The following is a 16,453-nucleotide window of genomic DNA, read 5'->3' on the forward strand; positions in this document are numbered from 1 at the left end:
CTAAACTTAGATGGTGAAACCATGCAGGACATTGAGAGAATTCTCTCCCAACTTCCGCCGGAGGCGCGGAGGGAGCTTTTAGCTTACGCCGAGTTTCTCCTGCAGAAGTACGGTCGAAAAGGTGGAAAAAGAAGGGACTTCACGTTCTCATGGGAAGGCAAGTTGAAGGACGTTAAGCTTACATCCGTCGAGCTTCAGCACAAAGCCCTGGAGTGACAAGCGTGATGTTTCTGGGGTTTTATGCTCAGAAGGCCTTATAACCACTGGTCCATACTGACTCCCATGATACTCATCCTCGCCGGCGGGAAATCAACTCGCATGGGGGAGGAAAAACCCGTCCTGAAGGTCGGAGGAAAGCCAATGCTCCTTAGGGTTTACAATGAGGCATCAGCAATAGAGGAAATCATCGTGGCCATCTCAAGGAACACACCGAAGACCAGAGAGCTGTGCCTTCGGGAAGGAGTCCCCTTCGTCGAAACGCCAGGAAGGGGTTACGTTGAAGACGTTCAATGGCTCCTCCGTGAGTTCGGCCCTTTTGTCAGTGTTTCCGCCGATTTGCCCTTTGTCAAGGCCTCGGATATTAGTTCAATCGCGAAAGCCTTCGACGGGAGGACGAGTCTCACGGGTGTCCTTCCACTTGAGAAGGTCCCGAGAGATTTGAGGCCCCCAACCTATAGAGGCTATGCGATAGTAGGGCTGAACGCAGTCGGAAGCGAAGGAGAGAAGTTTTTCAAGCTGAGCAACCCGCTTTTGGCCTTAAACGTGAACACGCCGGAAGAGTTAAAGCTCGCCAACAGGATAGCGGGGCTGGTGGGAAGATGAAGGAGGAAATAAAAGGTGCCCTTGCCCTCGCCGGTGTTCTAATACTGGGCTTGCTGTTTCTCTTCGGCTTTCTCGTTGTTGCTGTCGTCCTAATGCTCCTTGGCGTTCTCATATTCCTCGGTTTTTACATCTACCTCCGCCTGAAGCTCTGGTGGCTCCGGAGACATCCCCCAAAGGAGCTTGAGAGTCTGGAGGATTATTTTTAGAGTCCAAGCTCCCCTAAAATCCTCTCCACGTCAAGGTTATTCTCAACAACTTTCGCAAACCGCTCTATTTCCTCCTCAACGCTCCATCCTTCGACTGAAACCGGTTCAAGCCCCTTCTCCAGCCTGAGGAAGTTCAAAAACCTCTCCGTGAATTCAAAGTTGTGGAAGATGCCGTGGAGATAAGTTCCAAAGGCCCTCTCGCCTATTGCCCCCTCCGGTTCAAAGGTTTTCGCCCCGTTTACCGACGTTATGACCGAGAATGGCCTCTCTGAGACGGAACGGCCCATTCGTATCTCGTAACCTTCAACGCTTATACCCCTGGCTTTCTCCCATAGGATTTCGGCCTCCAAATGGTTCGTCCGCTTTTCCCTTGTGAAGACGGTTTTCGCCGGGAGGAGTCCTATGCCCCTGACCCTTCCGCGCTTCGACTCGACTTCATCGAGAATTTCCCTCCCGAGCATCTGGAAACCGCCGCAGATTCCGACGACGAAAGCCCCTTCGCGGTGGGCCTGAATTATAGCTTCTTCGATGCCGTTCTCGCGCATCCAGAGTAAATCCTCGACCGTGTTCTTGCTTCCGGGGATTATAATGACGTCGCCCTCTATCTCCTCGGCTCTGGTAACGTAGTCAACGCCATTCGCCCAGTGGAGCGGTTCGAAATCGGTGAAGTTGCTTATGTGCGGGAGCTTAACTATCTGGATGTGAAGCTCGCCCCTAACCTTGGGGAACTCCGCTAGGGAATCTTCCTCTGGAAGGCGGTGTTTAACGTAGGGTATAACGCCAAGGGTCGGCTTCCCGTAGCGCTTCTCAAGGTATTCAAAGCCCGGCTTTAGGAGGGAGGCGTCACCTCGGAACTTGTTGAAAACGAAGCCCATCACGAGTTCCCGCTCCTCCTCGCTCAAAAGCTCCATCGTGCCGACTATTGAAGCGAAGCTACCCCCTCTGTCAATGTCTGTAACGAGAATAACTTTCGCGTTTGCATGCCTTGCCACGCGCATGTTGGCTATGTCGTAGTCCTTCAGGTTTATCTCCACCGGGCTGCCGGCGCCTTCGATTAGAACGAGGTCGTGCCTCTCCTTCAGCTCGTCGAGGACCCTCATTGCCTTTCGGAAGAGCTCTTCCTTCCGCGAGAGCATGTAGTCTCTGGCTGAGACGCTGCCGATGGGCCTTCCCATGAAGACGACCTGGCTCCTCATCTCTCCTTCTGGCTTGAGGAGGATTGGGTTGAACTTCACACTCGGCTTCTTTCTGCAGGCTATTGCTTGGAGGTACTGGGCGCGACTTATCTCACCTCCTTCGATGCTCGGCGCTGAATTAAGGCTCATGTTCTGGCTCTTGAAGGGAACGACGTCGTAGCCGAGGTTGGAGAAAATCCTGCATAATGCAGTGACGAGGAGGGATTTGCCAGCGCCAGATGAGGTACCCTGAACCATTAAGGTATTTCCCATTTTCCCACCAGGGAACGTTGGCCGAAGGCCATATAAACCCTTGGATAAAACCTCCAGCGGTGGTTGGAATGGAGAGCCTCTTCCTTCTCGTTCTGGGGAACACCGAGATAAGCACCGTTCCGGGAATTAGCGTGGCCGGAGCAACGCCCGAGCTTACGAAGCTAACACCCGTTGCCGATGCCGAATACCTCTTTCACGAGAAGCCCCTGACGATAGACGTTATCCCGGTAACGCCCGAGGGCCACCCAACTCCAGCCATAATCACCAAGGCGGCTAAAGAACTGGCGAACTTCCCTGTTCTCGTGGTTCGCGGTGGGACTTATTTAGCTCCACTCGTTCCGCACGTCCAGGTAAGCGATGCCGTTGGACGGGACTTTAGAAAGGAGCCGGCTTTACCGGAGTTCGGCGAGATAATAAAGCGCGCCAAGCTCTTCGGAGAGGAACTCAACAAGATGCCAATCAAGGAACTCGTTATCGGTGAATCAACGCCGGGGGGGACGACAACCGCTCAAGCTATTCTCTGGGCCCTCGGTTACGAAGCCAGAACCTCCTCGGCCTCGCCGGACAACCCTCAGAGTCTAAAGGAGAAGGTAATCAGCGAAGCTTTCAATAGGGTCGGCATTGAAAAGGGCCAGCTGGGGGACAATCCACTTGAAGCGCTGAGGCAGTTTGGAGATCCTATGATGGCAACGGTCGTAGGCCTGGCCTTGGGCTTCAGGAAGGAGGTCGTCCTCGCTGGGGGAACCCAGATGTTAGCCGTTTCAGCTCTGCTTAAGGCCCTGGGTGAGGATTTGAGCCGCTTCATGATAGCTACAACGAAGTGGGTGGTCAACGATAAGAGTGCCACCTTCATTGAGACGGCAAAGGAGATAGGGGTAATAACCTACGCCGCCGATCTGGACTTCTCGAAGAGTGAGTTTAAGGGCCTGAGGGACTACGAGAAGGGCTACGTCAAGGAGGGCGTTGGCGCTGGAGGAGTTACCTGGCTCGCCGTAAAGGCGGGCTTCTCGCCGGAAGAGGTCAGCGAAAAGGTCGAGGAGCTTTACAGGAGGCTCATGGAGATGAAAGCTTCCTGAGCAGTTCGGCCTCTATCCCAGCTTTTACCGCTTGTTCATACATCTTTTTGTCGTCGGTGATCAGCTTGGCGTTTGCCTTCTTTGCGCAGGCCAGGAAGAGGACGTCGAAGCCACTAGTCCCTGTGGCTCTTCCTATTCTAATGGCATCCCCGAGAAGATAGGCGTCGGAGTAAAATAGTGAGTAAGTTTCCAAAAACTCAACGCCTATATCGGCTATTCTCTCACTCTTTGAAAGCCTCCACAGCACGGTTGAAGTTTCTACAAGCGCTATTAATGGTTCATGAAGCGTAAACTCCCCAGTCTGAGCCTTTCTCAGCAACTCTTTGGCACTTTTGTGGAGCAAGAATTGTCTTCGATAAATATCGTCCCTTTTCCTCCTCAAAGGTGGCAGGATCCCTTTAACAATGACGCTGGTATCCAGAACAACGTCAGTACTCAAACTCATAGTCTCTCTCCCTCATCTGACGAATTACCTCAGTTATGTCATCTAGATCCTTCTCAACCTCCAGTTCTTCTTGCACGATTTTTTCAACGTCCTCAAGGGTAACCTTGCTCTTCCGAAGTTCCCTCAACCGTAACTTTAACAGGAGATTCTGAGCATCAAGGAAGAGCCTTTCAACCTGCCTCTCAACGTCCTCCATGTTCCCACCGGCTTTAATAGGAATTGAAGCTATTTAACCCTTCTCGTCTTTTCCCACTTCCTCAAGCTCTCTTCTAAAGCCTGCCTCACGGCCCTTCCAATATTTAAACCAAGCTCCGTCGCCGTTCCCGCCCACTCCTTTTCACCTTCAAATGCAAAAACCCCGATCCCGTCGCTCGTCGTTCCGGTGGTGTTGTAACCTAGTTTTAGAAGGGTGTAGGTTTTCGCCTCGGTTGCCGTCATTACCGCGTTGGCCATCGCACCAACGGTTAGGCCTTCCTCGATGACGAGGGCGATGTTTATCGTCCCCGGCTTCCATGGCGGAGGAACTTCACCGGCTATGGCCGGGTTGGTTATTCCAGCTGTTACGTAGGCCGTAACGCTCCCGCTTCTGGCTATGGAGATGACTTTTTCAACGTCAGCCGCAGTCATGAAGCCGACGAAGTTTTTCAGGCCGTGATCTCGCTCGAAGGCCAGGCAGTCCACTTTGTAGTCGCCGGAGTAGTTCTTGGGGACCTTCATGAAGAAGAAGCCGTTCGCCCCCCTTAATCCACCGCGATGGGGTGCGTTGCTGAGGGCCAGCATTGGGCTGGAAAAGGGCATTATGAAGTGCTCAGGCACCCTTCTTCCCCCGGTGGTAGTCGATCCTGAGGATCACGAAGAGGAGGATCATGAAGATCGTTATGTAGTAGCTCACCCTGAAGGGGACCACGCCAACGAGGCCTAGGGTGTAGAGCGCGGTCAAAACAAGAACGAGAAGGAGGAGAGCGCGGTAGACAGCCTTCCTCTCCATATCTCTCACCTCGGGGCTCGGGAGCGGCCAAGCTCATCACTCCTCAGCTCAGGATTCCTCCTCATAGCCCCTGTATATCTCGAGGCTCCTCCTGGCCCTAGCCTTGGGGATGTGGTGGCCCATTATGGCCACTATCTCATCGGCCCTGGCCTTCCCGTGGTGGAGCATCTTCCTCTCGGTCTTGATCTTCTCAACCTTGAAGGCGTAGCCGCCGACCTCGACGACCTCCCCAACCGCGAACTCCTCGTCCCTCGGAACTTTAACGCGGAAGGACTGGGTTATTCCCTTGGGAAGGTATATGGAAACCTTGATGACCTTCGGGTAAGTTAAGCTCTCGCCCCAGAGGGTTTTTATCTCCCCAACCCTGGCCCTGTTAACCCTCTTTCCGCCTTCGAGCTCGATTCCAGTGATTCTAACCTCGTCCTCCTCGGTCTCAACGATGTCGCCGACCCTGATTTCTTCCCCCTCCGGCAGTTCCGCCTCGCTCTTGAAGCTCACCTCGTGCTTGCTCACTATGAGCGGGATCTTTATGAGTTTCGGAAGGGTCACGTGCCAGACGTTGCCACACTCGTTACAGCGTAGGGTCAGCTCTCTTCCGCGCTCTTTAATAACTTCAACGTCATCGCTACCGCACTCGGGACAGATGAAGTACTCCTCCATTTTCCTCACCGATGGGAGAAAAGAGAAGGAGTTTATAAAGGTGCCCTACGATGCTAAAGCTGGCTCCCCTCCTCGGGGTTTTTAATCTTCAACAGGGGGCAGACCTCCATGCACTCACGACAGTGAACGCATCTATCCCAGTCGACCACTATCTTCTTGCTCCTCTCGTCTATGCTTAGAGCATTTTCAGGGCACTTCCCAACGCAGACGCCACAGCCAACGCACTCGTAAGCCCTTTTAACTAGATAGTAGGCGCTCCACGCTTCCCCCTCGTTCGGCGCTCTGGCTTTCCTCGTCCCGGGGAGGAACTCAACCTCTCCAGCCCTGATAACGTCCCCCTCAACGGTAACCTCTCCGAGGATTGGGGCGACCTCAAGGAGGCGCCTTTTGTTGAGGACTGTGTTGAACTCCAGCTCGTAGCCCTCTGCCGTTTCCAGTATCTCCACCCTTACCGGCTCCCACGAGCGCTCCTCCGGAATCTCAACGCCGAGCTTTCTCGCTATGGCCTTCTCACCCTTGCTGAGCTTCTTCCACCGCCAGAACCCGTAGGTAATCCACTCCTCCGGAAGGTTAAAGCGCTTCCTCCAGTAGTCCAGGGCCTTAAACCACTTCTCCCACAGTTCCGGCTTTTCCCTCTTGAGCCTCTCGAACTCGGCGAGGGAAGCGCTCGGGCACAGGAAACAGCCTATCCTGTCGAAACCCCTCTCGTAGAGAGGGTTGTATGGGAGCTTCCTGCTAAAGATGTAGAGCCAGACCTCTATGGCCCTCCAGTGGAATATTGGCGATGCCCCAATCTCGTTGGGCACCCACTCGTTTCTCCAAACCCTGGGCTGTTTGAAGCGCTTTATGCTCTCGTACTTCCTCTGGCCGACGAACATTAGAACGCCTTTGGGATAGTTCTCCTTTATGGCCAGAGTTATCGGCCCGAGCTTCGTTACCTTACAGCACCAGCGGTAGTCCCTCCCCGGTGGCGAGAAAACGTACAAAGCCCTCCAGAAGGCATCTCCAGCGTCTGCAACGACGAACTTTATGCCTTTCGGCTCGAGTTCCCTTCTGAGCTCTTCCACGTACTCAACGGTTTCCGGAAACTCTATCCCCGTGTTGTTGAAGAAGACAGTGAAGTTTTCTCCAAACTCCTCCAAAGCGAGGCCCAGAACTGCCAGGCTGTCCTTTCCGCCGGAGAAGGCAACCGCCACGGGAAGGTCGGAGTATTTTTCAGAAACGCGCCTCATGAACTCCCTGGATTTCATCACCTTCTCCTCAAGGGCTATGCTGTTCGCCCTGAGGACGTCCTCAAGGGTCGCCTTCTTTCCCTCGCGGTAGCTGACCTTTTTTTGCCTCTTCGGTTTAACTCCAGTCCCGCGCTCGCCCTTGATTAAAGTTTCGTAGTCCTTCTTGGCTATTCCCGTTGCGAAGACCTCGCCTTCCTCCGAGACGAGGATTACATCGTCGTTTACCCTTATACTGGAATCAGCTTCTAGAACACCAACTGCCAAGAGATTAGCTCCCCTCTTTATCGGCTCCACCGCGCCTTTGTCAACGATAACCCACTTTTTCATATCTTTTCCGTAGAGCTTCCAGAGGGCAACGGCTCCTTCGACCTTCAAACCGGCCCGCCATTTAAGTTCGACGGGGTCGAACTTAACATAGCCGAAGATATAACCATCAACGATTATCTCGTAGGCATCATCCTCGCTCGGAAGCTTGTTGAGGAGAACAACTTTTCCGTCGAGGACTTTCCCAATATCAACGCCGAAGTGCTCTCTGAAAACCTCCTTGATGAACTCCAAATCCCTCTCGAAGGCGAACCTCAAATCGCCTGGTGGCGTTACGTCGAGGCGGAAGGCGCTCTCCTTTCCGTGTATCGCACAGCTATCGCCAATGAGCGGGACGTTGCACTTCTCGCACCAGTTTATGTAAGCCTTACCGAGGAACACCGGCCTTCCCATGTTCTCACCTGAGGCGAGAAGGGAGCAGGGGTTTATAAAGACTTCATCGAAAAACCAAGGTTTTGATACACGAGATAAACAAGAGAGAACGGGGCCTGAACCGGCCCTCCCACCTTTTTCAACCCAACTCCAAACCCTTTTCGGAGGAAACTTTTATAAGAAAGAACCCCCAACCGAACATGAAAATTTCCTGGTGGTGATGGTAATGGGCTTCGCCGCGGTTGCACTCCTGGTGCTGGGCGGTTTTCTTTTGCTGCTGCTTGTGCTTGGAGTGAAGGTCATAAGGCCGTACCAGAGGGGCCTCGTGGAGAGGCTCGGAAAGTTCAACAGGATCCTCGACCCTGGAGTCCACTTCATAATACCCTTCATGGAGCGCGTTAAGAAAGTCGACATGCGCGAACACGTCATAGACGTGCCGCCGCAGGAGGTCATCTGTAAGGACAACGTCGTCGTTACCGTCGATGCCGTCGTCTACTACCAGATCCTCGATCCCGTTAAGGTCGTCTACAACGTGAGCAACTTCCTGATGGCGATAATCAAGCTCGCCCAGACGAACCTCCGTGCCATAATCGGTGAGATGGAGCTCGACGAGACGCTGAGCGGGAGGGACATAATCAACGCTAGGCTTAGGGAAGAGCTCGACAAGATAACCGACCGCTGGGGCGTCAAGATAACCCGCGTCGAAATACAGCGCATAGACCCACCGAAGGACATCCAGGAGGCTATGGCAAAGCAGATGACGGCCGAGCGTGAGAAGAGGGCCATGATCCTCCTCGCGGAGGGTAAGAAGGAAGCCGCCATCAGGGAGGCCGAAGGTCAGAAGCAGGCGGCCATCCTAAAGGCCGAGGGTGAGAAGCAGAGACAGATACTCATCGCGGAGGGCCAGGCCCAGGCGATAAGGAAGGTCCTCGAGGCGCTTAGGATGGCGGACGAGAAGTACCTCACGCTGCAGTACATCGAGAAGCTGCCTGACCTCGCTAAGTACGGCAACCTCATAGTTCCCTACGACACCGAATCCCTCATCGGCCTCCTCAGGATACTACAGAAGGTCAAGGACACCCCGATACCGCCCGCGCCGCCCAGCGACAAGGAGGAGCCCCAGGGAACCGAGGGCGGTATGAGCCCCGAGGAGCTTGAGAGGGTCAAAAAGATGATGGAGTGAGGGAGCATGGATCCCCTCCCCATTTCCCTTCTCATCCTGGGCCTCCTCATAATCCTCCTGGACATGATGGTCACGGCCTTCATAACGCCCATCGGCGTGGCCTTCGCGACCCTGGGCCTGCTCCTCGGCTTCGGCATGAACTTCATGGAGAGCTTCGTCCTGGCCCTGATAGCCGCAGTGGTGGCTTACATAGCGGTCGGCAGGTACATAAGGAAGGACGTTGAGGACATCGGCGAGAGGGAGAAGAAGTACACCTTCGACCCAGTCGGGAAGGTCGGGAAGGTCGTTAAAGTCGGAGAGGACCACTACATCGTGGAGCTCGAGGGAGACCGGTGGATAGCGCTCAGCGAGGATACCCTGAGGCCGGGAGACAAAGTGGAGGTCACTGGCATCGACGGCGTCAAGCTGATCGTGAGGAAGGCGAAGGAGTAAAGTTTTAACCCGCCTCCCCCACTTCTTCTGGTGATCAAATGCATCCCGGAGGGTTTCTTGAGGTAATCACTGGGCCGATGTTCGCGGGGAAGACGACCGAGCTCATAAAGAGGGTCGAGAGGCAGGCCTTCGCCAAGAGGAAGGTCGCGCTCTTCAAGCCGGCAATAGATACGCGCTATTCTGCCGAGGAGGTAGTTGCTCACAACGGGCTGAGCTACGGAGCCTACGTCGTGCCAACGAGCGAGAAAGGCGTGGAGCTAATAAGAGAGATCACGAAAAGGGAAGGCCTTGGGGTAATAGGCATCGACGAGGTGCAGTTCTTTCCGATGAAGATAGTCAGCGTCCTAAACGAACTGGCCGACAGCGGCGTTTACGTCATAGCCAGTGGATTAAACCTCGACTTCAAAGGCGACCCGTTTCCGGTAACCAAAGAGCTCCTAGTCAGAGCTGACAACATAGTTTACCTAACGGCGGTCTGCACGGTCTGCGGCAGGCCGGCAACGAGGAGTCAAAGGCTAATAGATGGAAAGCCCGCTCCAAGGAACTCGCCGGTCATACAAGTGGGCGGGAGGGAGAGCTATGAGGCGAGGTGCAGGGAGCACCACATCGTCCCCGAGGGGTGAGCTAATCGAGATAATCCGCTGCAGGGGCCACGAGAACGTAAAAGCTACCCACCGCTCAACCCTGGAGTTCACCAAGGAGGACTACCTAACGCCCAGGGGCGACTGCATAATCTGCGTCTCAGCCGACAGGGGGATAAACGACCTGAGCGAGGAGTTCAAGGAGTCCCTTAGGGAGGGGAAAAAGCTCCTGATACGGATTAGGGTGGGCGATCTCGTGGACGAGATAACGGCCGAGGGCAGCCCGGACTTGATACTCGACCACCCCCACTCAATGGTCGTGAGGAAGAGCACTTACATAGACGCGAGGACGCTGGCGATAAGGGCCAGCAAGGCGGCCAAGGACGTAGACAGGAGGATAGTCGAACTCCTGAAGGATCCCGAGACGGAGGCGGAGGTAGAGCTGGTTATAATCGATTAACCGGCTTCTCCCTCCTCTTCCTCTCCCCCTACTTCTTCCTCCAGGGCTTCCCTGCTGAGAACCCCGAAGAGGGCCCTCCCCTCGACCTTGGACAGAAACTCCTCGACGTCGAACTCCGGGAACTCCCTTTTGAGAACCGAGAGCTCCCTCTTGCCGAGGGTCGCCTCGTCGGCGACGACTATCAGGAGGGAGTTTGAGAGGAGAACGTAGTCCTTCATGGCCGCGAGGAACTTCATGAGGCCCTTGAAGTCGTTGTGGAGCAGCAGGTACTCGAGGCCGTCGAGGATTATCAAGCAACCCCCTCCCCTCTCGGAGACGAAGCGCATGACCTTCTCCATTAGCACGTGGAGTTTTGAGGGATCGACGGAGTTGGGTGCCTCGACGCGGGTGAGCCAGAGCACCTTATCGGCCCTTTCACAGATCTGAGGCCTCTGCTTTCGCCCAACGTAGACAACACCGTTGACGAGCTCGCATAGGGGGGTTATCTTTGGCAGGTGCTTTGAATCGACGCTGAAGCCCCCTGTAACGGGAAGCTTTGCCACCTTCCTCCCGGCGGGGTTCCTGCCCGGAGCGGGGGAAGACCTCGGCTGTCCGAACAACTGGACCGAGAGCTTCAGGTAGTGAACCGCGGAGACCATTATGACGAGGTAGGAGACCAAGAAAGCCGACGCCATTATCCACCATAGACTCCTACGGGTAACAGAGTCCACTATAACCCCCAGGCTGCCCACAACTCCGAGGAGGCTGGAGAGGAGTATCCTGAAGGCCAATCCTTTCGATGCCGGCGTTGTAAGGCGGTGGTAGTAGGAGTAGGCCAGAACTCCGAACACCAGGGAGGCCAGCAGGGCAACGATACCGGCCGCCAATCCAGGCACGTTAACGGACACTTACTCACCCGCCCATAATAAAGCGCAGGCGTACTTAAGCTTTTTCTAAACCCCTAACCCCGTCCAGTTTGAGGATCATGTTGGGACGTCCACCTTCCCCGGTTCATTATTGCACGCATCTGTTCGTTTTTTGCCTAATTAAGCGTCGTCATAAAACGAAAAGCATTAAAAAGCCGGCGAGAACCTATAAACGGGTGAGAAGAGTGGCGAGGGTTGAGATCATAGACACCACCTTTAGGGACGCTCACCAGTCGCTCATGGCAACGCGCCTCCAGACGGAGGACATGTTGGCGATAGCGGAGAAGATGGACAGGATAGGCTTCTACTCGATGGAGGTCTGGGGTGGAGCGACCTTCGACGTGTGCATCCGCTACCTCAACGAGGACCCCTGGGAGAGGCTCCGCCTGCTGAGGGAGAGCATAAGGAAGACCAAGCTCCAGATGCTCCTTCGCGGCCAGAACGTAGTCGGCTATAAGCACTACCCAGATGACGTGGTTGAAAAATTCGTGGAACTGGCCCACAAGAACGGAATCGACGTATTCAGGGTTTTCGATGCACTCAACGACATCAGGAACATGGAGGTGGCGATAAGGAAGGTGAAGGAAGTTGGTGCCGAGGTCCAGGGTGCGATAGCCTACACGACAGGCAAAATATTCACGCTCGAGTACTACATGAAAAAGGTTGAGGAGCTTCTCAAGCTAGACGTTGACGTCATAACAATAAAGGACATGGCCGGCCTTCTGACGCCGTGGAAGGCCTACGAGCTGGTCAGCGAGATAAAGGAGCGCTATGGTGTTCCCGTTAACGTTCACACCCACTCCACAACAGGGATGGCCGTCGCGACCTACCTCAAGGCAGTTGAAGCCGGTGCCGACTTCATCGACACCACCATAAGTCCGCTCGCCTTCGGAACTGCACAGCCGGGCATACAGACCATATGGCACGCCCTGCCGGAGGCAGTGGGAAGCCACCTCGACCGCGAGCTGATCCACGAGGTATCGCGCTACCTCAAAAAGCTCCTGGACGAGAAGTACTCCGGCCTGCTCCACAAAGAAACGCTCATGGTCAACCCCTACGTCCTCAAGTACCAGGTTCCCGGCGGGATGTACTCCAACCTGATAAGCCAGCTCAAGGAGATGAAGGCCTTAGACAGGCTCCAGGAGGTGCTCGAGGAGATACCGCGCGTTAGAGCGGATTTAGGCTGGCCGCCGCTGGTTACCCCAACGAGCCAGATAGTCGGCACTCAAGCGGTTCTCAACGTCCTCTTCGGCAGGTACAGGCGTATAACCGAGGAGGTCAAGAACTACATTAAGGGTCTCTACGGCAGACCGCCGGCTGAGATAGACCCCGAGCTTAAGGCAAAGGTACTCGGGGAGGAGGAACCGATAACCGTGAGGCCCGGCGAGCTTCTTGAGCCCGCACTGGATAAGTGCAGGGAGGAACTGGAGGAGCTCGGGTACCTCGAGAAGGAGGAAGATCTACTCACATACTGCCTCTTCCCGCAGATAGCGAAGGAGTTCTTCGAGAGGAGGAAGGCCGGAAGAAAGGGGCCGGAGATACCCGTGAGCGCCCAGCGGTTCAAGCTCTACGTGGACGGAGTCGAGTTTGAGGTTGGAGTTGAGGGCATCGATTTAAGCGCCCTCAAGTACCTGCCCCTGGTGGCTGGTCCTGTCCAGGCATCCCCAACTACTGCACCGGTTTCCACCCCGAGTGTTCCTGCTGCTCCAGTCCCGGCACCGGCTCCAGCTCCAACCGCTCCAGCAGCATCGACCCCAGCACCAGCTGGAGAAGGCGTAGTCACAGCCCCAATGCCCGGCAAAATCCTCAGAATACTCGTCAAAGAAGGCGAACAAGTAAAAACCGGACAAGGATTACTCGTACTCGAAGCCATGAAAATGGAGAACGAAATCCCAGCACCAAAAGACGGCATAATCAAAAAAATCCTCATCAAAGAAGGAGACACCGTAAACACAGGCGACCCACTCATAGAAATTGAGTGACCTATTCCTCTTTTCTCCCGTTTATAAGCACTATGTCCTCGAAGAAGACGTGCCTCTTAGCGGCAATCACCGCAGTTAATCCGGCTTTTTCCAGCCTTTCAAGGGTTTCCTCAACTCCGGTTATCGAGCTCTGGACTATCTGAACGATCCCGCCCGGTTTTAGGTAGTCCTGCACTTCATCGATGAACCTGTCGAGGACTTCCCGCCCGGTCTCTCCTCCGACTAGTGCCAAATCTATCGGCTCTTCCGGCTCACCGGGCAGGTAGGGAGCGTTGAAGGTTACCACGTCGAACTTTCCAGAGACGTTCTCGAAGAGGTCGCTAAGGCGGAACTCGACGTTTCTGATGCCGTTCATCCTGGCGTTCTCCCTTGCCAGTTCCACAGCTATGGGGTTGATGTCAACACCGAGGACGTAGCGGGCCTTCCTCGCCATCTGGAGGGCTATTAAACCAGTCCCCGTGCCGACGTCGAGGGCTGTGCTATTCTTCTCAACCGCGAGGTTCTCGGCGAGAAGGAAGGTGTCCTCTGCGGGCTCGTAAACCTGGGGGTGGAGCTTGATGTCAAGGCCGTAGTAAACCGGCATTGGTCGCACCTGAGGCTTGTTCTCCAATGCTTTCTATTTCCATCCAGAAGCTTGGACTAAAAATGTTTCCCAGAACACCAGGCTGTTTGGACATTTCCCCAATAGTTGCGAAAGATTTAAATTGGTGTCTGTTTATATACATTGGTGACATCTGCTATACGGAGGTGAAAGTTAGTGCACGGGAGAGTACTCAGTGTGGTATTGATAGCCGTTTTGATAGCCGCGTTATTTGCGGTCCCAGCGACGGCAGAGAAACCTGAGATGGTCAAAGCCATAGTCCACATAGACAAGGAGAACTTCAGGCCTGCGGAGATTTCCAGGGCAGGAGGTCGCATTGTTTACCAGTTCAAACTGATAGACGCTGTGGTAGTTGAAGTACCCTCAACAGCGCTGGGGAGACTTAAAAAGCTTCCAGGGGTTAAGATGATAGAATTCGACAATAAGGCCAGTATACTTGTCGGACCGCCCTCATGGCTCGGTGGTAGTCAACCTTCCCAGCAGATCCCGTGGGGAATCAGCAGAGTTAGGGCCCCCGATGTGTGGAGCATAACGGATGGGTCCGGTGGTGTTATAGAGGTTGCAGTTCTCGATACTGGAGTTGACTACGACCATCCAGACTTGGCAGGCAACATAGCATGGTGCGTTAGCACCCTCCGGGGCAGAGTTACAACGAATCCAGCCCAGTGCAAAGACCAGAACGGCCATGGGACTCACGTTATAGGAACAATAGCAGCGCTCAACAATGACATTGGTGTTGTTGGCGTTGCGCCCGGGGTTGAGATATATTCCATCAGGGTTTTGGATGCAAGCGGTAGCGGTTCCTACAGTGATATAGCCATCGGAATAGAGCAGGCACTACTTGGCCCCGATGGAGTACTTGACAAGGACGGGGATGGGATAATCGCCGGTGACCCGGATGACGACGCCGCAGAGGTAATAAGCATGTCCCTTGGCGGGCCGAGCGACGACCAGTACCTCCACGATATGATTATCCAGGCCTACAACTACGGTGTCGTCATCGTTGCCGCCAGCGGCAACGAGGGCGCCTCGAGCCCGAGCTATCCGGCGGCTTACCCAGAGGTCATAGCGGTCGGTGCAACTGACAGCAACGACCAGGTTGCCTCATGGAGCAACAGACAGCCCGAGGTCAGCGCTCCCGGCGTTGACATACTGAGCACCTACCCGGACGACAGCTATGAGACCCTCAGCGGAACCTCGATGGCTACTCCTCACGTAAGCGGCGTCGTTGCCCTGATTCAAGCGGCCTACTACAACAAGTACGGCAGGGTTCTTCCTGTCGGAACCTTCGATGATATGGACACAACCACCGTCAGGGGAATCCTCCACTCGACAGCGGACGACCTTGGAGACGCCGGCTGGGACGCCGATTATGGCTACGGGATAGTCAGAGCTGACCTGGCCGTTCAGGAGGCCATAGGTTGATTTTCTCTTTTTGTTCTTCTGTTCTATCCAGAAGAACCCTACAGAGCTCAGCGGTTTAGGAATTGCCAAGCCAAGAAATTGATTGTAATTTTAGTAAAGGGAAAAGGAAATCACTTCCTCTTCCACTCGGTGTAGCCGCAGCGGCCGCAGCTCCAGCGGTCCTTGTGTTCGGCCATGAAGACGCCCGGACCGCAGCGCGGGCAGAACCTGCCCTTCCTCTTGACCTTCCCGCCCTGAACCTCGTACATCTTCCACTTCTGGCTCGTCCTCTTCTTCCCCTTGGCCATCTAAACCACCTCACTCCTCCTCTTTCTGGATCAGACCGTCGCGAAGGAGTATGTACTCGGGCTCGATGTAGAGCATCCTCTCCCTCGTCTCGTAGGCCTTGGCGTAGCCCTTGCTGACGTGGCTTCCGAAGTAGCTCCTTATGTACTGGAGGACCATGGTGTTCGGGTCGAGGTCGAGCATGGCGGCGAGCTTGCCCTTGACGTCGGCCCTGCTCGGCGTTGGCTCGCCCTCGTGGATGACATCGAAGTATATCTCCTTCCTCCCGAGGAGCTTGTTCTCCCTTATCTCGGTAACCTTAATCTCCATCACGAACCACCTCCATTCTTGAGAGTATCTTCGCACACCTGCGCTTGCATTCGGGTGTTACCTTTATAAGCACTACCCCTTCATCCGGCTGGCCGTAGAGCACGACCGAGCCGGTGGGAGCGTAGAGGACGGCCGGAATGGCCGCCAGGTCTTCCTCGCCGTTGACCTTGATGTGAACTCTCCTCCCGCGAAGGGCGATCTCAACACCCTTTTTGATCGCGTTTAATAAAGCTTTCGTTACAGTCCCGGGAGGGTTCTTAACGGTTAAGAAGACTGCGTTGGAATCAACGGCCGGGTTGTACTCCCTTCTCTTCGTCTTGTGGTCGTATATGGCCAGGTCCGGTGAGAGGCCAACCCGGAGGGCGTTTTCTGTAACAACGTCCCCAACGGTGACGAGGAAGCTTCCCCTAACGAGGGGAGCTATCCTGAGGTACGGGGCTGGAATCTCCCCCCTAACCAGCTCTCCCAGGGGTTCTTTGAGCTCCCCCCTGAGTTCGGGGGTCAAAAGGAAGTAGAAGTCGGGGCACATAGTCATCTCACGCGGATGGCGTATTTGCCGGGGACCTTGACCCCCAGCTTCTCGGCTATCCTGCTCTTCTCGGGCTCAATGATGATGACGAGGTCGAACCACTCCTCGCTTAGATCCCTGCTGCCGCAGACGGGACAGCGGTCCTCGGTGGTTATGTAGTGGCAGTGCCTGCAGGCGCGCTCCTTCAC

The 16,453-nt window shown here is 54.9% G+C and carries 23 protein-coding genes; 10 read left to right on the plus strand and 13 right to left on the minus strand.

Translation table 11 applies throughout. The annotated features are described in order from the left end of the window. Nucleotides 1-21: 21 nt before the first annotated feature. The 3 genes from ACZ5AM_RS10580 (at nucleotide 22) to ACZ5AM_RS10590 (ending at nucleotide 1,028) form a co-directional block, all read left to right on the plus strand. Nucleotides 22-216, plus strand: coding sequence for a DUF2281 domain-containing protein (locus ACZ5AM_RS10580; protein ID WP_464914900.1), 195 nt, complete (start codon nucleotides 22-24; stop codon nucleotides 214-216). 66 nt (nucleotides 217-282) lie between these two features. Then, complete coding sequence (locus ACZ5AM_RS10585) at nucleotides 283-822, plus strand: NTP transferase domain-containing protein (RefSeq protein ID WP_464914901.1); 540 nt, start codon at nucleotides 283-285, stop codon at nucleotides 820-822. Further along, nucleotides 819-1,028 (plus strand): hypothetical protein, encoded by a 210-nt coding sequence (locus ACZ5AM_RS10590; RefSeq protein ID WP_464914902.1) that lies wholly within the window; start codon nucleotides 819-821, stop codon nucleotides 1,026-1,028. The genes ACZ5AM_RS10585 and ACZ5AM_RS10590 overlap by 4 nt, the downstream gene beginning before the upstream one ends. Here ACZ5AM_RS10590 and ACZ5AM_RS10595 read toward each other — a convergent pair. After that, entirely contained in the window at nucleotides 1,025-2,476 is a 1,452-nt protein-coding gene (locus ACZ5AM_RS10595) for a cobyric acid synthase (protein WP_464914903.1), read from the minus strand. The two genes, ACZ5AM_RS10590 and ACZ5AM_RS10595, sit on opposite strands and share 4 nt — an antisense overlap. A 68-nt stretch (nucleotides 2,477-2,544) precedes the next feature. Between ACZ5AM_RS10595 and cobT the strand changes: the two genes are divergently transcribed. Continuing rightward, nucleotides 2,545-3,552 (plus strand): nicotinate mononucleotide-dependent phosphoribosyltransferase CobT, encoded by a 1,008-nt coding sequence (gene cobT / locus ACZ5AM_RS10600; RefSeq protein WP_464916150.1) that lies wholly within the window; start codon nucleotides 2,545-2,547, stop codon nucleotides 3,550-3,552. On the opposite strand, the gene ACZ5AM_RS10605 is transcribed toward cobT, so the two are convergent. From ACZ5AM_RS10605 to ACZ5AM_RS10630, 6 genes are read right to left on the minus strand one after another with little or no spacing between them, the layout of a single operon-like run. After that, nucleotides 3,530-3,991 carry a type II toxin-antitoxin system VapC family toxin gene (locus ACZ5AM_RS10605; RefSeq protein WP_464914904.1) on the minus strand — a complete coding sequence of 154 codons (462 nt, stop codon included), beginning with the start codon at nucleotides 3,989-3,991 and terminating at the stop codon, nucleotides 3,530-3,532. The two genes, cobT and ACZ5AM_RS10605, sit on opposite strands and share 23 nt — an antisense overlap. Further along, on the minus strand, nucleotides 3,981-4,193 hold the full coding sequence (locus tag ACZ5AM_RS10610) for a hypothetical protein (RefSeq protein ID WP_464914905.1): 213 nt from the start codon (nucleotides 4,191-4,193) through the stop codon (nucleotides 3,981-3,983). The genes ACZ5AM_RS10605 and ACZ5AM_RS10610 overlap by 11 nt, the downstream gene beginning before the upstream one ends. Nucleotides 4,194-4,222: 29 nt before the next feature. Next, a complete protein-coding gene (locus ACZ5AM_RS10615) occupies nucleotides 4,223-4,795 on the minus strand; it encodes an adenosylcobinamide amidohydrolase (protein WP_464916151.1) in 573 nt (190 codons plus the stop codon). Nucleotides 4,796-4,805: 10 nt separating this feature from the next. Further along, nucleotides 4,806-4,985 carry a hypothetical protein gene (locus tag ACZ5AM_RS10620; protein WP_464914906.1) on the minus strand — a complete coding sequence of 60 codons (180 nt, stop codon included), beginning with the start codon at nucleotides 4,983-4,985 and terminating at the stop codon, nucleotides 4,806-4,808. Between the two features lie 48 nt (nucleotides 4,986-5,033). Then, nucleotides 5,034-5,645: an HVO_0476 family zinc finger protein gene (locus tag ACZ5AM_RS10625; RefSeq protein ID WP_464916152.1), complete on the minus strand. Its 612-nt coding sequence runs from the start codon at nucleotides 5,643-5,645 to the stop codon at nucleotides 5,034-5,036. Nucleotides 5,646-5,698: 53 nt separating this feature from the next. After that, on the minus strand, nucleotides 5,699-7,594 hold the full coding sequence (locus ACZ5AM_RS10630) for a phosphoadenosine phosphosulfate reductase domain-containing protein (protein WP_464914907.1): 1,896 nt from the start codon (nucleotides 7,592-7,594) through the stop codon (nucleotides 5,699-5,701). 205 nt (nucleotides 7,595-7,799) lie between these two features. Here ACZ5AM_RS10630 and ACZ5AM_RS10635 point away from each other — a divergent pair, with 205 nt between their 5' ends. The 4 genes from ACZ5AM_RS10635 to ACZ5AM_RS10650 are packed head-to-tail and all read left to right on the plus strand — an operon-like array spanning nucleotide 7,800 to nucleotide 10,229. After that, entirely contained in the window at nucleotides 7,800-8,756 is a 957-nt protein-coding gene (locus ACZ5AM_RS10635) for an SPFH domain-containing protein (protein WP_464916153.1), read from the plus strand. Between the two features lie 6 nt (nucleotides 8,757-8,762). After that, nucleotides 8,763-9,188 (plus strand): NfeD family protein, encoded by a 426-nt coding sequence (locus ACZ5AM_RS10640; protein ID WP_464914908.1) that lies wholly within the window; start codon nucleotides 8,763-8,765, stop codon nucleotides 9,186-9,188. Nucleotides 9,189-9,226: 38 nt separating this feature from the next. Beyond that, nucleotides 9,227-9,811: a thymidine kinase gene (locus tag ACZ5AM_RS10645; RefSeq protein ID WP_464914909.1), complete on the plus strand. Its 585-nt coding sequence runs from the start codon at nucleotides 9,227-9,229 to the stop codon at nucleotides 9,809-9,811. Beyond that, nucleotides 9,768-10,229: a DUF371 domain-containing protein gene (locus ACZ5AM_RS10650; protein WP_464914910.1), complete on the plus strand. Its 462-nt coding sequence runs from the start codon at nucleotides 9,768-9,770 to the stop codon at nucleotides 10,227-10,229. The genes ACZ5AM_RS10645 and ACZ5AM_RS10650 overlap by 44 nt, the downstream gene beginning before the upstream one ends. Here ACZ5AM_RS10650 and ACZ5AM_RS10655 read toward each other — a convergent pair. Further along, nucleotides 10,226-11,116, minus strand: a complete 891-nt coding sequence (locus ACZ5AM_RS10655) for a DUF835 domain-containing protein (RefSeq protein ID WP_464914911.1) — start codon at nucleotides 11,114-11,116, stop codon at nucleotides 10,226-10,228. The genes ACZ5AM_RS10650 and ACZ5AM_RS10655 overlap by 4 nt on opposite strands. Nucleotides 11,117-11,319: 203 nt before the next feature. Here ACZ5AM_RS10655 and ACZ5AM_RS10660 point away from each other — a divergent pair, with 203 nt between their 5' ends. Continuing rightward, nucleotides 11,320-13,116 carry a pyruvate/oxaloacetate carboxyltransferase gene (locus ACZ5AM_RS10660; protein WP_464916154.1) on the plus strand — a complete coding sequence of 599 codons (1,797 nt, stop codon included), beginning with the start codon at nucleotides 11,320-11,322 and terminating at the stop codon, nucleotides 13,114-13,116. A 1-nt stretch (nucleotide 13,117) separates the two neighbouring features. Here the strand turns inward: ACZ5AM_RS10660 and ACZ5AM_RS10665 are convergent, their stop codons facing one another. Then, the gene (locus ACZ5AM_RS10665; RefSeq protein ID WP_464914912.1) at nucleotides 13,118-13,699 is read right to left on the minus strand and encodes a HemK2/MTQ2 family protein methyltransferase; all 582 of its coding nucleotides are present in this window, start codon (nucleotides 13,697-13,699) and stop codon (nucleotides 13,118-13,120) included. A gap of 174 nt (nucleotides 13,700-13,873) precedes the next feature. On the opposite strand from ACZ5AM_RS10665, the gene ACZ5AM_RS10670 reads away from it, so the two are divergent. Further along, complete coding sequence (locus ACZ5AM_RS10670; RefSeq protein WP_464914913.1) at nucleotides 13,874-15,142, plus strand: S8 family peptidase; 1,269 nt, start codon at nucleotides 13,874-13,876, stop codon at nucleotides 15,140-15,142. Between the two features lie 110 nt (nucleotides 15,143-15,252). Here the strand turns inward: ACZ5AM_RS10670 and ACZ5AM_RS10675 are convergent, their stop codons facing one another. Genes ACZ5AM_RS10675 through spt4 form a run of 4 tightly spaced genes read right to left on the minus strand, consistent with a single transcriptional unit; the run spans nucleotide 15,253 to nucleotide 16,453 of the window. Further along, nucleotides 15,253-15,429, minus strand: coding sequence for a 30S ribosomal protein S27ae (locus ACZ5AM_RS10675; protein ID WP_464914914.1), 177 nt, complete (start codon nucleotides 15,427-15,429; stop codon nucleotides 15,253-15,255). 10 nt (nucleotides 15,430-15,439) lie between these two features. Beyond that, nucleotides 15,440-15,736 carry a 30S ribosomal protein S24e gene (locus ACZ5AM_RS10680; protein ID WP_464914915.1) on the minus strand — a complete coding sequence of 99 codons (297 nt, stop codon included), beginning with the start codon at nucleotides 15,734-15,736 and terminating at the stop codon, nucleotides 15,440-15,442. Further along, entirely contained in the window at nucleotides 15,726-16,265 is a 540-nt protein-coding gene (locus ACZ5AM_RS10685) for a GTP-dependent dephospho-CoA kinase (RefSeq protein WP_464916155.1), read from the minus strand. Before ACZ5AM_RS10685 ends, ACZ5AM_RS10680 begins: the two co-directional genes overlap by 11 nt. Nucleotides 16,266-16,267: 2 nt before the next feature. Further along, nucleotides 16,268-16,453, minus strand: coding sequence for a transcription elongation factor subunit Spt4 (gene spt4, locus ACZ5AM_RS10690; RefSeq protein WP_464916156.1), 186 nt, complete (start codon nucleotides 16,451-16,453; stop codon nucleotides 16,268-16,270).

Source organism: Thermococcus fumicolans (assembly GCF_055386755.1).